Below are 14,370 nucleotides of genomic sequence, written 5' to 3' on the forward strand. Positions count from 1 at the left end.
CAGCCGAACCATCCTGATTAATCATATGGCGGAGCTTGGTATCCCGAACCCTTAAGCTGCCACTGCAGACCGGACAGCAGGAAACTTCTTTACTCTTGATGAAAAATATGTGTATCTGTATTGAAGAGTTTTTCGTATTGTGCTACTATAATCATGTTTATTGGGACCACAATACGAAATCAATCTTTGGTAGGGGAGAAATCGTATTGTGGTTTTTCCTGTTCACCTCAATGCCTATTTGATAATGGCATTATAATACGATATCAATGGACAAAACAAGAGAGCAAAAATATCTGACCATGGACAATGTGAGTGAGCAGTGGCAGGTCAGATCAAGGAGTCAAAAACACTACACCACTAATAACCGGATTACTGTAATCCAAATAAATATAAGCTGATATCTTTGTTGTGCTATTTCCAACCTTATCCTCAATCGTCAGCTTGTAATAAAATACACCTTCCGAAGTTTCCGTATAAGTTCCTGACTGACTACTAGTTGTTCCATTATAACTCCATGAATTCACTGTACTCCATGAATTTGTCACTGCTGAATATCTTTGAAGAACTACAGACTCAAGACCAGATCCCTGATCTCTTACCGTAAATCCAACTGTTCCATTTCCGGCACTCCAATAATTTGGAATTGCATAGAAATCACTACAGTCCGGTGCGGTTTCATCCTTCCAGTGTGCAGTCATTGTCACAATTCCTCCATCCTGATTGTGTGTATATTCCTGACCTGGATTATAATTACCGCCAATACTTGCTAACCAATATTTGAACGTATATCCAGTACGTGTTGGTTTCATAGTTGATAAAAATAATTGTTGTCCTTGCGTCTTTGTCTGATTGCCAGGTGCACCACTACCCCCATTTGCATTATAGAATATCGTATGAACCTGCGGTCTGATTTTTACTGCTGACACATAAGTCAGATATCCTCCGTTATATTTCCATACTCCATTTCCTTTATCATAATAACCAAGGTCATTTAATGCTGCCTTTACATCTGATACTGATAAATTATATCCACCAACTGCATTCATTGTGGCTATGGCATTTTCAATAGAATTGCCACAAATTGGATTCTGCGTATACAATACAATCTGATCTGATGGACTTGTATAGGTATGACTTGTGGTATTTTCAAAACTGTTAAGTGGATTTTTCGTATCAACCCTCAATTCAATTGCATCATTTCCTGCATCATAGATATAAGAAAATGTATAGATATTTGTTCCTGTGGCATTACCCTGATCAGTTCCACCTGTATCTCCTATATCATCTGCAAATGCAGTCGCATGAAACATAAAGAACATTCCAATTGCTATACCAAGACATAATACTATCTTACTCTTTAGATTCATCTGGCACCTCCATTTCTGGATTGATGGTTACTTGTAAAAACAAATTCTTCGTTACAAGCTGTCCATCAACTTTATACTGTGTGATTGCCACGAAATAATCTGGTATTCTGCTATCTTCTTTGCTTCCTGTAATTTGATAAAACACCTTAGATGAAATCAGCTCATCATAATCTACACCTTTTATCAGCTTGTCTGTAACATCACAGCCCTGATCTAGCACATATGTTTTCTGTCCTGTTTTCTCATATGTATCCTGATCAAATACTGCAGCATCAAAGTCTCTTGTTATTCCTATCTTATCTAATAGTTGTTCATAGACCTCTGCTCCGCTCATCTGCTTATAATCAAAACCAAATTCTGAAATAAAATCTGTCGTTCTTCCATTCCCAATCTCAAAACCGTCTCCCACTGATGCATTGGAATAATCCGTTGTTTCATCTGTTCCATTCTTCAAATCAATATCTGACAGAAGATAAGAATCATACTGTGTTTCCACAGTACCATCCTCTCTTTCGACCTGAGTACGAATAACCTTCTCCACCGTCAAATAACTAGCTGACTCATATGGTATAAAATCAATTCGATCATCAATGATAGTTTCCATCTCTTCTGCCTCCCCGGTCTCTATGGTGGTTGGACTTGTTGTTTTATGTGATGTAACTTTATTTCCGTAGTAACACCAACAAAATACTGCTCCTATTGTCACTGCCATTACTATTGTAAAAATCATAATGTTCTCCTTTGTCATCTGCTCACCTCTTCCTTGTAGAATATGTCTACACCATTATTTCTAAATCCTAATCTCTTAATGCAGGCATCCTTTCTTTCAAAATCAAATAGTGCCTGTCTTATATTGTCACCGGCATACAATGCCTCATCTACTACTTCTCGTTTGCCATCCAAAAGCTGAATTACAATCTGCATATAATTGTTCTGCGTAATCTCGTGTGGTATTTCTTGCTGCATCACCTGTGGAAGTACTTTTACAGGCTCACATACAGCAACTGATGCATCTGCTATTTCCACTTTCATATGAAAATGTTCTATCTCTTCCTTGAGCTGTTCTAAATCATCCTTAGCTCCTGAATCCACAATATGATTATTCAGAATCAGTTCGATATCACTTATGTAATTCTCATTACATTCACTTAAGATATGCTCAATCGCTTTATCTCTGGAATCTGTATATTCCAAACCATAACATCTCATGTAGCACTGATAACGATCTGCTAAGATCAATGCCTTGTAGTAATCTTCCTTTTGCTGTCGTTCCAAATCAAACATCATAGAAACAAGCTGATTGTAATAGACTTTAAAATTTAAATATTCCCTAACAGTCAATGTCACACCAATATGTACTTCAAAGCATCTGGTCACAAAATCAAAATACATCTCCATGCCTTCCTTTTCCTGTTCTGAAAAAGGATTCAATGTATATTCGCCACCTAATAAATCCTCTGTCATAAACTGCAGAAATTCTTCGGATGCCTTTGTCAACTCCACCAATGTTCCATCTGAGTTATCATAATTACTTTTTCCGACATTTTTTGACAAACCAAAATAAATGTTATTCTTACGTCTTAAAAGTGTATATGCTGGAATATCCTTACATACCATACTTACAGTAAAAACCAAATTTCTGTCATAATACGGAATCTCTTCACAACATGTCTTAGCCTGCTTCTTTTCTTCATTTCTAAGGAACTCACCAATCTCTTTTTTTTCTTTTCTGGCATTTACTTTCTTCTCAAGCCTTTCCAAGAACCCTTCTTTTTTCTCTTGTGGAATCTTGGTAACTTCCTTTGTCTGTATTGGATTAGTTTCTTCTTCCTCTACCTTTGGCAGACGATCTAACTTCTTTTCAATTGAAGCCATCTCTGCTTCCAGACATACAATAAATGCCTCGTTCTTTTTCAGTGTTGCTGCAATTCTGTCCTTTTGATATTCCTCTGCTGTCAAAGCACTTGTCTTGGTCAGACGAATAATATTATTGATTCTGGTAATTTGGTTTTTGCATTCCTTGAATAATTCTCGATATACTTTTCCATCAAATGTATCTACACCTGATTCCAACAATACCTTCACTCGAACATAAGCAATCATACTGTTTGTAATATCTGGAATACCTGCTCCTGTCTGTTTTACAAAGATATCATTATACTGACTTAATTGCCTTTTGATATCAGACTCCGTAAGTCTTCTGTGTATAATTACAAGCGTGTCTACATCTGTGATTGTATATACTTCTCCAGGAATAGCATTGATGATTGTTCCCATCTGAGAAAGAAGATTCACTAGGACCTTACTATCACTTGCATTTAGCATCCAATCACTCCTTTCCACATCACTGCAATAAGCACAACTGCAAATCCAGGTGCTACCGCTATAGAACTCTCTTTTCCGATCTTCATCTTCTTAAACTTAGCCTCTATCCATCCAATCATCAGTGCACTTACAAGAACTGCGATAAATAACAGAATCTCAATAATTAGAAATTCAAATGAGATATTTCCTTTGGCACATGCTAGATACACGATACTAAATAGAAAAAACAAATCACTATCACCCGCTCCCCAGATTCTCTTTTGGGTAAAGAAGTAATAAATTGCCAGACATAATGCCAAATATATCAAATACATATATATTGACATTTTCGTTTCCATTGCTATCTTTATCATCCACAGTGCCGACAATATAGTGCATGGAAAGGAGTATATTTTTCTTTCCCATAAATCTTGCAATCCTACTATTACAAAATAAATACTAGTCATTATCATCAACGCAATTATCATCTTTCAATCTCCTTTGCATATACAGTGTGATACTGTAATTTCTTCTCTTTCACATCCCAGTCTTTAATCTCCACAATTTCATCAATTGAGAAATGGCTCATATGAACCAATACAAAAGGCATGGAACTCAGCATTTCTTCCAACGTTTCCATTGGATAATCAGACACATACCTTGCACACTGTGCTAATCTACGTACAGAACTTACTGCATCATTAGAATGAATTGTTCCAAAGAATCTGGCTCCTGTACTCATAGCGGTAGTAAACACATGAAGTGCTTCTCCACCTTTGATTTCTCCAATGACAAAATTATCAATATCTTGGAGCAATCCTAAGCGCAGCTCATCTTCCAGCGAAAACTCCGTAACTATGTCATTCTTTCTAACTGTCATGGTATGTTCAAACTGCATCTGCGGATGGACATTGGAATAAAGTTCATCTGATTCCTGTGATACCAAAATGGATTGATTAAACGGCACCCAATCAATCATGTTGTTTAGTAATGTTGATTTGCCAGATCCACCTCGCCCTGAAATAAGGAAACCGTATCCTGCTATTATTCTGTCCTGTAGATAATCCATCATGGCATCATCTAACATCTTGTTCTCTTTGAGATATTCCCATGTCAGTTTTTCCTTTGGCATCTTACGAATATGAAGATTGTTCTTTTCTGTAGAAGTTATAAAGGACAACTGAACATCAATTCGAAGATAAAATGCATCGACTCCTTTTCTGTCTGTGCAATGACCAAGTGCAAATTCTTCACTTCGTCCAAGCCTATGAATCCTCAATATTCTTTCATACCAAGTGCGATAATCCTCTTCACTAGCGAATGAAACATCTGCAAGATATCGTTCTCCACCAGCCTTTACTACTACATGGTTATAATCAAGAACCTTAATATCTGATACTTCCTTGGAGAGAATAAGAGGAGTCAGAACGTAATAACCAAAGACACTGTGACTGAACATTTCCAACAACTGCTTTCTATCTTCCTCACTGCAGCTTTCAAAGTTTCTGTCAATGTAATCGCTGGCCCTTTTCATAAGCAGGATAAAATCCTGCTCCGTTCCAGTAATACACTTCGTGACAAGTGCAGGATTCAGATCACAGACATTTGCTTTCAGATTCTGAAACATATCTCTCACATCTTCGTTGTCATATGCTGACTCCACATGGAAAATGCTCGACTCCTGCAATAGCTCTCCATCGGATTTCTTTTCGTAAATTAATTCCGATATTTTTTCATCACCTCCTACTATCTATTTGGGTTGAAAAAAAGCTGATTACTAAATTTGTCTCGCATTTCTATTATTATTTTCAAAAAAAGACGCAAAAAAAGCCTGCCCTTGCAATAAGATCAAGCTTGATTTTTACTGAATGAAATTTTAATTTATAGCACCTATCGTCATCCCAACAAATTACAATTCGAATTAGTCTGTATATACATTTTTCCCAAACTCATATGCTTCCTGCAAGTGGGTTGTTTTATCTATCTATGGCTTACCGTTAGTATCACCACATCCACCAGCCAGAATCATTCCTTTATCATGAAATCCCATATAATTGATAATTGCCTATTTGTAATATGATACCGCCTGTTCATATGTCCAGAAAAAATTATCTGCCGATGTCATTAGCAATGCAGCATCTTTGACCGGATAGTTCTCATACCTGCCATATTTCGGTTCTGAATCTTCTTCTGCAATACAATAAAATCTTTCAATGAAAGCCTTTATCTTTGATGATAGAGTCCAGAATAATAAAGTTGATGCAAACACTATCAAATCTGCCTCTTTAATCTTTGGTACAATATCATTGAAATTATCCTTTTGAACACAGGGCTTTCCATATCGGCAGGCATTACAACCGATACATCCATTAACAATATTTTTTGTAATGAAAGCACATCTACTTTTTGCCCAGCCTCTTTAGCCCCTTTCTCAAAATCAAGACCATTGAACTTTTATTGATTGTTATATAGCAGGTACACTAATTATCTGTAAGTGGCTCAAGTAGGCAAAAGAGAATTGTGATCAGCATAAATGCTATACCAACAATCAATAACCACAAATGAGTTGCCTGAATGTTTAAGTACAGTAGAGCATATAAAACAAATACATAGTTACCAAGCCAGAAAATCATAATTGGATAATCCTTTTTCTTGGCAATTCTAATTTTAGAAGTGATTACTTTCTTTGCAATGATTACAACCATTACAACCCAAACTAATAAGAACAGGATCATTGAGGACAGAGAACATGTTACTTTATTTAAGAGAATGGCAAGGAGAGTTCCTCCAATCGCAATAACAGCTCCAATTAACCAATTGATTATCATATGAAGCAATTGTTTCTTTGTGTCATTTTCATCAACATGTTCCTGCGTTCTTAATATAAAATACGAAACACCAGGAACCATAATCATGTACCCAAGGAAATTCCCCCAGGAAACACCCATAAACGAATAATTTGTAACAGTAAGATCAATTGTTTTTCCTACCCAGGTCCAAAACTCAAGCCTGATTGCAATTACATCTAAAATGATATCCCAGGATACAATCAACATCCCTGCAAAAAATGATGTTATCAGCTTGTTGAACTTAAATTTCTTTGCGATTCTTATGGAATACGATGCCAATGCGCCCCACATCAACCCTCCAAAGATAGGGAAATGGTGTGGTTTACTACCAATGACCATTAAGAAATCATTGTTATAATAATATCCCCCTGTAAAATTTACAGAAAAAAGTTCCAGCGTAAATCCAACTAATGCAGCCGAGCCAAATGCATACAGCGATTTCTTGTCCTTCCTTTTAATCGAATCAAACAAAAAAATTGCAACTAACAAATAACATATTATTTCATACCAATTCATCCAAGTCATTTTTCATCCTCCTAATTAATCTTTTATTTTGATATTTAATTATTTTTTATCATATCGTGCAATTATTTTATCTCGTGACTTATCCTCATAAATATTCTTAATTATTTTGTCACAAATCACACAGAATCCAATTGCCAAAGCCGCTCCCACAATTGTCCATATTAGTCTTTCCACAATAAGTGCGGAACTTAATGTACCTTCCGCAAGTGCGTTTCCAGAAACTGCTTCTAACCCGATACAGGCACTGCCAAGAATATACTTTTTAGGCATAGCAAAACACGAAATAATAAGAGCTATTATATAACAACTTATCAATGCAATCTTACCAGCTCCCAGAATTAGCAATACTCCACCAATGGCAAATCCCAGAAAAGCCCCAACGATTCTTCTAAGTCCTCTCGTCTGTATTTTTCCATAGTCTTCACCAATCATAACTGCTCCTGCGGAAATCATAATCCAGAATCCCTTATAATCATGAACCAAATACTCTGACCATGAAATAATAAACAAAACAATTGAATGCATTGCAGCCCTCTTTATTCTAAGCTGGTTATTGTGAATGCTTGTCTTATATTTTTTGATAATCATATTTATGGCGGAATCTTTTCCAAATGATTCATGCTTTTTTACACCGATCAACAAAAATGTCACTACGATTATAACAGTTATTCCACACCACAGTATAAGCCACTCATAAACAGACAAGCTTTCCGTATTACTAAGGATCAGGTATGTCATCCCAATATGAAAATAGAACGGGAATGCCATCTCAGTTTTCATCCAAAAAATATATGAGACAAAATTGATTCCAGCATAAAGAAAAGGAATCAGTATCATCACATCCTTTGACAGCACTCCCAGCAGGCATATTGCACACAGAAAGGCACATGTTAGAAAAGATGACAGCATTCTATATTTAATTGTTTTTTCCATGTGCATCTTCTCCACTTTCGCCTATTTCCAATAACCAACAAGTTCAATATAGTTTACACCTGTTACAGGTTTACCCATACAGGTTCCCTTTATATCAGCTGCGCCCTCATATTTTGTAGATTCCTTAAGCTGTGCAACAATTTCCTGTGCTATCGGATTTGCCTGAATTTCAAGCTTTGTATCAATACATGGAATTTCCATATAATATCTGGTAGGATAGCTGTTTCCACTTTCTTCACTTGTCCAGTAATCGTACATATCAAGCTTACTGATTCTACCTGTAGCTGTACTTCCATCTGGTAACTGAATTCCTGCATACTGCGATATGATATTAGGTCCAATAAGCAGAATGATACCGCAACTGATATTTACACCGTTATCAAGCTGCAGATTCATCCAGAGCCACTTCATTCTGGTTTCCGCAGAATCACCTTTTGCATAATAATTTGGCAGTCCACCCCACTGACGATCGATCCAAGTAGGTCCACTCACACGATACGATATGCCTTCAATCTGAACCTCTCCGGATGTCTCCATCGCAGGAATTGCGAAATCGTACTGCTCTACGCCAAGGAAGTCAAACTTCTGTCCTCCACCTAAATGGAAGATGCTATGAGTACGTTTAAGTACAACATCAATTTTGCTGTCTGGCATATTAGCCTGAACAATGACCTCATCAAGGTCTCCCTTCATCAGAAATTCCTTTGTCTTGATCAAAAGTTCTGTCTGTGAAATCTCTGCTGCCTGAGCAGGATATACAGACTCGTATGCCTTATACCAGCCAGTTGTCTGATCTGATATAGAAATTTTAATTGAAAGCATATCACCCTTTCCTGGCATTGAAAGAATAAGTGCATGTGCTAAAAAACCAATTTTGTGTCCATTATCATTCAGATTTGCACATACAAACCATGATTCATTTCCCCATTTTCCACCATGCCAAGGGTAATCCTTATCTGCAGGATCTGTTACAAATACTGGTTTTTCGCAAAAATTATTAAAATCAAACTGTTCTCTCTGTGTAAGTTCCATAAAAATGACCTCCGTTTTCAAAAATACGTTTTAGTTGCTTAACTCTTTGATACACACTGCTTTTCTTTCTCTATCTGCTTATGAAGCAAAATAATGTAAAGAATATCCCACACTGAACAAAGGATTCCTGTCAGTAAAATGTATATATTAAATCCCTGTACAATTCCCTGTTGAATTGTAGGGGCAAGAGTTCCAAGCCATTTTGCAACTGCAATTAGCATTGACTGTCCTTCACTGTTGCCTCTTTTATAGAGCATTACAACAAAAAGGATTGACATAACTACATTCTGCGCAAATGCTGAATACTGTGCAGCTTCTACATATGACTCGAAGTGTAAGAAAAATGCGAGCTGTAATATCAGGCAAGATGCAAATACAAGTAAACTATACGGAATGAACATATCCCTCAAATTCTCTGAAAGTTTATTTCTGCCAAATTTAAAATAAGTAATTACAATAAGCAGATCACAGCATACCCAGATTGCGTTTGCCACAGCCTGTACAGATGGGTGTGCTATTCCATTACATGCATAGACTAATTCCCAGAATACATTAAGCCCTAAAGCCCAAAGTGGCATACAATATGTTTTATCTCGAAAGCCAATTCTTATTGAACTGATATATACGATTGTCCATGTAACTGCACTGATTAAAAGTAATATCAATACGATAAAATCCATTTGCGAATCCTCCAATTTCATGTTACAATGTTTACACTTGTTACATCTGTTACACGTATTATATATTTGGATTTTTGTAAATGGAAGATACAGATTCGCAGAATCTGTTACACTTTTGACTTAATGGAGGAAAAGAATGTGAAGCAATCTGAAAGAAGTAAGCAATGGATTATAGATGCCTTGTTTGAATTGATGAAAACAAAATCTTATCAGGAAATTACAATTAAAGACCTGACCGAAAAAGCCGGCGTTGCAAGGCTTACCTTCTATAGAAATTTTGAAACCAAAGAAGATGTTTTAGTAAAACACTTTGAAAATATGTTTGCACAGTATTTAAACGATCTGAATGCTTTTGAAATAAATACTGCTGAAGATGCACTTACCAAATGTTTTGAATACTGGAAAAAGAATAAGGTACACATAGAACTGTTCACAGAGAATCATCTCCTTGCTGCTCTATCTGCACCTTTTGGTAATTATTTAGAAACAATGATTAACCGATACGATGTTGCTAAATCATTGACCGTCAATCAAAAACAATTTTTAGTTGGAGGGTTATTCTTTTCAATGCTAGAATGGATATCAAATGAGGAAGAAAAATCTGCACGAGAAGTCGCTCACAGCATTCTTGAAATGCTTAAGTTGTAATATAGCGAGAGCTTTTTTGCACTGTTGTATCATTTTATTTATAATAATTCTTTTAACTTCATCACTTTATAATCTGTCTTTGAGCCGACAAATTCGGATTTGGTGTGCCTTACGCACAACTAAACATGTCTCGCATTTCTAGGCACCATATTTTTCACAACACCGCATTTCTTAATTCCATACTCTTCCTGGATCTCATAAATTGCCTGATTGAACTTCTTATCGCCCATATTCTTTGAAGAAATTTCTCGTACTATAATTCCATTTTTCATTACAGCAATCGCGGATGTTATCGTTGGTTTATCTCCCTTCATATCAGGTGTAGTCATAACACGAATTACAATATCCTTATTATCCTCTGGTGTAATGTACTTAAGGTCGCTAGCATAAATGCCATACTGCTTCGCCTGATATACTGCCTCGCTATGACCGATAGCATGAAAGAAAGAATAATCATCTGCCAAACTTTGCACCTTCCCCTGCTCTGCATATTTCTTAATTGCCACATACTGTTTTGATAATTCCTGCTCCTGTTGTTTCAGATAGAATATTTGCGCCTTTGTTTCTGCAACAAAATCTGCCACTTCTTCAACACTTTTATCAAAAGATGTTTTCAGTCTTTGTGACAGTTCCTTATACTTCATAAAATCTGCTATATAATCCGTTTTCCCATATGCCTCATACAGATAGGCTCGTACCATATACTTTTTCATTTCTTCATAGATATCTGTAATTGGCTTATACCTTTTCTGCAGATATCTTAATTCCTTTCGCTCCGCTCCAAGATCCTTACGCCTATCAATGATTTCTTTCTTTGCATCACTGCTTGAATCTGTCCCTTTTGAATAATAATGTACAAGCTTATAGACATACGCCACTTGATTTAAGTCATCTGCCATTTTTTGCATCTGCCAATTATCACGGAAACTTTCCTGCCACGGATTTCTCTTTAGCTTAAGTAAATGTAAAACCTCATTTTTTTCATCCTGTGACATATCCTTATACTTCTTCATTCTTACAGGTACAATTCTAGCCATCTCTTCTGGCATAATCGCTTCATAAAAGTCACTTGCATGACCTCTGCGAAATGGGTCAAATTTTGTCACTAATCGCTCCTGTATACTTTTTATGGAATAGTTTTCTCCCAGCTGACCTGTTCGTATCGCTTTTGGCATATCTTCCATCTGTACAGAAACCTGCTTTCCAACATTTACAGTTAATCCATCTGTTCTTAAATATGCGATAAATGCATCAAAGGTATCTGTTTGCTCGATAGCATGATCAATTAGCTTTCGAATCAATATCTTTCTCATAGCAAATGGCATAGAATCTACATTCCGCTCTTTCTTCCAAGTTTCATTTGGAGTGAATCCATAAGTTACCGCATACTTATTGACTGCTACTTCAAAAACTTCCTTCATAAACTTGTTGTCCATATGAATCTTTTTCCCATCAAGTCCAACTGTGTTAATAATAAAGTGGATATGAAGGTTCTCTGTATTGGTATGAACTGCATATACCACTTGATGTTGTGGAAATACCTTTTGCATCAAATCATCTAAAAGTAGCATCAGCTTCCCCGCATTCTTTGAATCCGATTCTTCCTCATCAAGTGAAATGACTCCATGCGTTGCCACTCTGCCATCTAACTTTCCAAAAAACTCTTTTACCTGCATCATCTCTTCTGTAGCATGGCTAATATCTGTAATATGCCTGCCACCCACATAAAGCCCATTAACCGTCTTAATATCATTCGTCACATAGGTAAGCTCATTTTCAATCTGATTTGCACTTGTAATATCAAGGGAGTATCCAGTCTTTTCCGGATTTTCAATATAAGCAATAGAATCTGATATCTGAGCAGATGCACTTCTTGTTCCACTGCCTGCTTTTACATTCCATATTTTCACTACAATTCCTTGTGCCATAACTCCTTCCTTATCTGGATTCTGTATTCCATAGAAACGCTCATTGAAATACTGTCTGCTGACACGTCCAGGGATTACCATAAACCCTTTCTGTTTTAACTCGACATTCAAAGTACGCACGATACGATAAGCTTTGGATTCTGAAACATCTAATACGTTTTCTATCTCAGCAACAGTTATAAAAGTCTTGCTATTATCCATTTGTAAACCTCCAACATAGTAATATTTTTCTTTCACTATGTTTTTGGGTTGAAAAATCACTAATTGCTAAATCCGGGGGAAATAATTGAATTTTGAAAAAATTGAAAATAGAGACAGGTTAGAAATTTATTATCGACATGATTAAATCCCTTGAAAATACCTTCAAAAGGTATCAAACAGGTATCACAGAATAAAAAAATAGCCCGAAACCTAACATTTCTGCTAGGTTTCGAGCTATGAACGGCTTAAATACAGTGTTTTTTTAACACTCGTGCACCGGTTCAGGTCACTCAAACTCAATCGTAGCTGGTGGCTTTCCTGTACAGTCATAGAGCACGCGGTTGATGTGCGGTACTTCATTGACGATACGGTTGGTTACCTTGGAAAGGACTTCCCATGGAATGTGGGCGGCTTCGCCGGTCATGAAGTCGGTGGTTGTGACGGCACGAAGGGCAATGGCGTAATCGTAGGTTCTTTCGTCACCCATTACGCCTACGGAGCGCATATTGGTCAGGGCTGCGAAGTACTGGCCCAGATCTTTATCCACGCCGGCTGCAGCGATTTCTTCCCTGTAGATGAAATCGGCTTCCTGGACGATTTTGACTTTGGCTTCGGTCACTTCTCCGATGATACGGATGGCAAGTCCTGGGCCCGGGAATGGCTGCCTGAAGACGAGCTTTTCGGGAATGCCCAGTTCAAGGCCGGCTTTGCGGACCTCATCCTTGAAGAGATCGCGGAGAGGCTCTACGATTTCCTTGAAGTCTACGTAGTCAGGCAGGCCGCCTACGTTGTGGTGGGATTTGATTACGGCAGATTTTCCCAGGCCGCTCTCGATTACGTCCGGATAGATGGTTCCCTGTACCAGGAAGTCCACGGTTCCGATTTTCTTGGCTTCTTCTTCGAAGACGCGGATGAATTCCTCGCCGATGATTTTTCTCTTGGTTTCGGGATCGGATACACCGGCCAGCTTGTCATAGAATCTCTGCTGACAGTTGACGCGGATGAAGTTCAGGTCGTAATGTCCGGACGGTCCGAATACGGATTCCACGTCGTCTCCTTCGTCCTTACGGAGAAGGCCGTGGTCCAGGAATACGCAGGTCAGCTGTTTTCCTATGGCTTTGGACAGGATGACGGCTGCTACGGAGGAATCTACACCGCCTGAAAGGGCGCAGAGCACTTTTCCGGCACCTATTTTCTCACGGATGGCTTTGATGGAGTTTTCCACGAAGGAATCCATTTTCCAGTCGCCGGCGCAGTGGCAGATGTCAAACAGGAAGTTGGAGAGGAGTTTTGATCCTTCCTGGGTGTGGAGCACTTCCGGATGGAACTGTACCGCATACAATTCCTTTTCTACGAATTCTACGGCTGCTACCGGACAGGTTTCGGAGTCTGCAACGATGCGGAAGCCATCGGCCACTTTGGAAATATAGTCTGTATGGCTCATCCAGCAGATGGAGCTTTCGCTCATGCCGTCGAACATCTTTCCGGTTTTGTCGAAGTTTACCCAGGTCTTTCCGTATTCACGGACGTGGGCCGCTTCCACGGTTCCTCCCAGCAGATGCATCATAAGCTGTGCGCCGTAGCAGATGCCCAGAATCGGGATTCCCAGATCGAATATTCCTTTATCGCAGGTTGGCGATTCTTCTTTATATACACTGTTGGGTCCGCCGGTGAATATGATTCCCTTTGGATTTTTGGCCTTGATTTCTTCCAGGCTCAGGGTGTAAGGATGTATTTCACAATAAACGTTGCATTCCCTGACTCTTCTGGCAATCAGCTGGTTATACTGTCCGCCGAAATCAAGTACTATTATCAATTCTCTATCCACAATTCTTCCTCCTAAATACGTACCGGGAGATTCCCCATATGAATTACTATTGTACATGAAAGCTTTTCATTTCAC

Annotated in this window: 13 protein-coding genes; 1 reads left to right on the forward strand and 12 read right to left on the reverse strand. The window is 38.0% G+C overall.

Going from position 1 to position 14,370, the window contains the following annotated elements; translation table 11 throughout:
- Window positions 1–332: 332 nt before the first annotated feature.
- The 10 genes from BUA79_RS11170 to BUA79_RS11215 form a co-directional block, all read right to left on the reverse strand.
- Window positions 333–1,367 carry an InlB B-repeat-containing protein gene (locus BUA79_RS11170; protein WP_073994509.1) on the reverse strand — a complete coding sequence of 345 codons (1,035 nt, stop codon included), beginning with the start codon at window positions 1,365–1,367 and terminating at the stop codon, window positions 333–335.
- Complete coding sequence (locus BUA79_RS11175) at window positions 1,351–2,115, reverse strand: hypothetical protein (protein ID WP_073994510.1); 765 nt, start codon at window positions 2,113–2,115, stop codon at window positions 1,351–1,353. Before BUA79_RS11175 ends, BUA79_RS11170 begins: the two co-directional genes overlap by 17 nt.
- The gene (locus tag BUA79_RS11180) at window positions 2,112–3,644 is read right to left on the reverse strand and encodes a hypothetical protein (protein WP_207647346.1); all 1,533 of its coding nucleotides are present in this window, start codon (window positions 3,642–3,644) and stop codon (window positions 2,112–2,114) included. The genes BUA79_RS11175 and BUA79_RS11180 overlap by 4 nt, the downstream gene beginning before the upstream one ends.
- A gap of 41 nt (window positions 3,645–3,685) precedes the next feature.
- Complete coding sequence (locus BUA79_RS11185; RefSeq protein WP_073994512.1) at window positions 3,686–4,159, reverse strand: hypothetical protein; 474 nt, start codon at window positions 4,157–4,159, stop codon at window positions 3,686–3,688.
- Window positions 4,156–5,298: an ATPase, T2SS/T4P/T4SS family gene (locus BUA79_RS11190; RefSeq protein ID WP_143147916.1), complete on the reverse strand. Its 1,143-nt coding sequence runs from the start codon at window positions 5,296–5,298 to the stop codon at window positions 4,156–4,158. The genes BUA79_RS11185 and BUA79_RS11190 overlap by 4 nt, the downstream gene beginning before the upstream one ends.
- A 438-nt stretch (window positions 5,299–5,736) precedes the next feature.
- Window positions 5,737–5,946 (reverse strand): hypothetical protein, encoded by a 210-nt coding sequence (locus BUA79_RS12940; protein ID WP_334292719.1) that lies wholly within the window; start codon window positions 5,944–5,946, stop codon window positions 5,737–5,739.
- A gap of 205 nt (window positions 5,947–6,151) precedes the next feature.
- Window positions 6,152–7,045, reverse strand: coding sequence for a carotenoid biosynthesis protein (locus BUA79_RS11200; RefSeq protein WP_073994514.1), 894 nt, complete (start codon window positions 7,043–7,045; stop codon window positions 6,152–6,154).
- A gap of 39 nt (window positions 7,046–7,084) precedes the next feature.
- Window positions 7,085–7,978, reverse strand: coding sequence for an FUSC family protein (locus BUA79_RS11205; protein ID WP_073994515.1), 894 nt, complete (start codon window positions 7,976–7,978; stop codon window positions 7,085–7,087).
- 21 nt (window positions 7,979–7,999) lie between these two features.
- Complete coding sequence (locus tag BUA79_RS11210) at window positions 8,000–9,010, reverse strand: lipocalin family protein (RefSeq protein ID WP_073994516.1); 1,011 nt, start codon at window positions 9,008–9,010, stop codon at window positions 8,000–8,002.
- A 38-nt stretch (window positions 9,011–9,048) separates the two neighbouring features.
- Complete coding sequence (locus tag BUA79_RS11215) at window positions 9,049–9,690, reverse strand: transmembrane-type terpene cyclase (RefSeq protein ID WP_207647347.1); 642 nt, start codon at window positions 9,688–9,690, stop codon at window positions 9,049–9,051.
- Window positions 9,691–9,828: 138 nt separating this feature from the next.
- On the opposite strand from BUA79_RS11215, the gene BUA79_RS11220 reads away from it, so the two are divergent.
- Window positions 9,829–10,338: a TetR/AcrR family transcriptional regulator gene (locus BUA79_RS11220; protein WP_207647348.1), complete on the forward strand. Its 510-nt coding sequence runs from the start codon at window positions 9,829–9,831 to the stop codon at window positions 10,336–10,338.
- 119 nt (window positions 10,339–10,457) lie between these two features.
- Here the strand turns inward: BUA79_RS11220 and BUA79_RS11225 are convergent, their stop codons facing one another.
- Both BUA79_RS11225 and guaA read right to left on the reverse strand, forming a co-directional pair.
- Complete coding sequence (locus BUA79_RS11225; protein WP_073994518.1) at window positions 10,458–12,467, reverse strand: relaxase/mobilization nuclease domain-containing protein; 2,010 nt, start codon at window positions 12,465–12,467, stop codon at window positions 10,458–10,460.
- Between the two features lie 286 nt (window positions 12,468–12,753).
- Window positions 12,754–14,295: a glutamine-hydrolyzing GMP synthase gene (guaA, locus tag BUA79_RS11230; RefSeq protein WP_073994519.1), complete on the reverse strand. Its 1,542-nt coding sequence runs from the start codon at window positions 14,293–14,295 to the stop codon at window positions 12,754–12,756.
- Window positions 14,296–14,370: the final 75 nt, after the last annotated feature.

Origin of the sequence: Parasporobacterium paucivorans DSM 15970 (assembly GCF_900141895.1) — a bacterium.
GTDB lineage: Bacteria > Bacillota > Clostridia > Lachnospirales > Lachnospiraceae > Parasporobacterium > Parasporobacterium paucivorans.

Coding starts and splice junctions, on each gene's coding strand:
- BUA79_RS11185 (WP_073994512.1), bottom strand. CDS start 4,159: ATGATAATTGCGTTGATGATAATGACTAGTATTTATTTTGTAATAGTA.
- BUA79_RS11175 (WP_073994510.1), bottom strand. CDS start 2,115: ATGACAAAGGAGAACATTATGATTTTTACAATAGTAATGGCAGTGACA.
- BUA79_RS11225 (WP_073994518.1), bottom strand. CDS start 12,467: ATGGATAATAGCAAGACTTTTATAACTGTTGCTGAGATAGAAAACGTA.
- BUA79_RS11215 (WP_207647347.1), bottom strand. CDS start 9,690: ATGGATTTTATCGTATTGATATTACTTTTAATCAGTGCAGTTACATGG.
- BUA79_RS11200 (WP_073994514.1), bottom strand. CDS start 7,045: ATGACTTGGATGAATTGGTATGAAATAATATGTTATTTGTTAGTTGCA.
- BUA79_RS11190 (WP_143147916.1), bottom strand. CDS start 5,298: ATGTTTCAGAATCTGAAAGCAAATGTCTGTGATCTGAATCCTGCACTT.
- BUA79_RS11210 (WP_073994516.1), bottom strand. CDS start 9,010: ATGGAACTTACACAGAGAGAACAGTTTGATTTTAATAATTTTTGCGAA.
- BUA79_RS11205 (WP_073994515.1), bottom strand. CDS start 7,978: ATGGAAAAAACAATTAAATATAGAATGCTGTCATCTTTTCTAACATGT.
- BUA79_RS11170 (WP_073994509.1), bottom strand. CDS start 1,367: ATGAATCTAAAGAGTAAGATAGTATTATGTCTTGGTATAGCAATTGGA.
- BUA79_RS11180 (WP_207647346.1), bottom strand. CDS start 3,644: ATGGGAACAATCATCAATGCTATTCCTGGAGAAGTATATACAATCACA.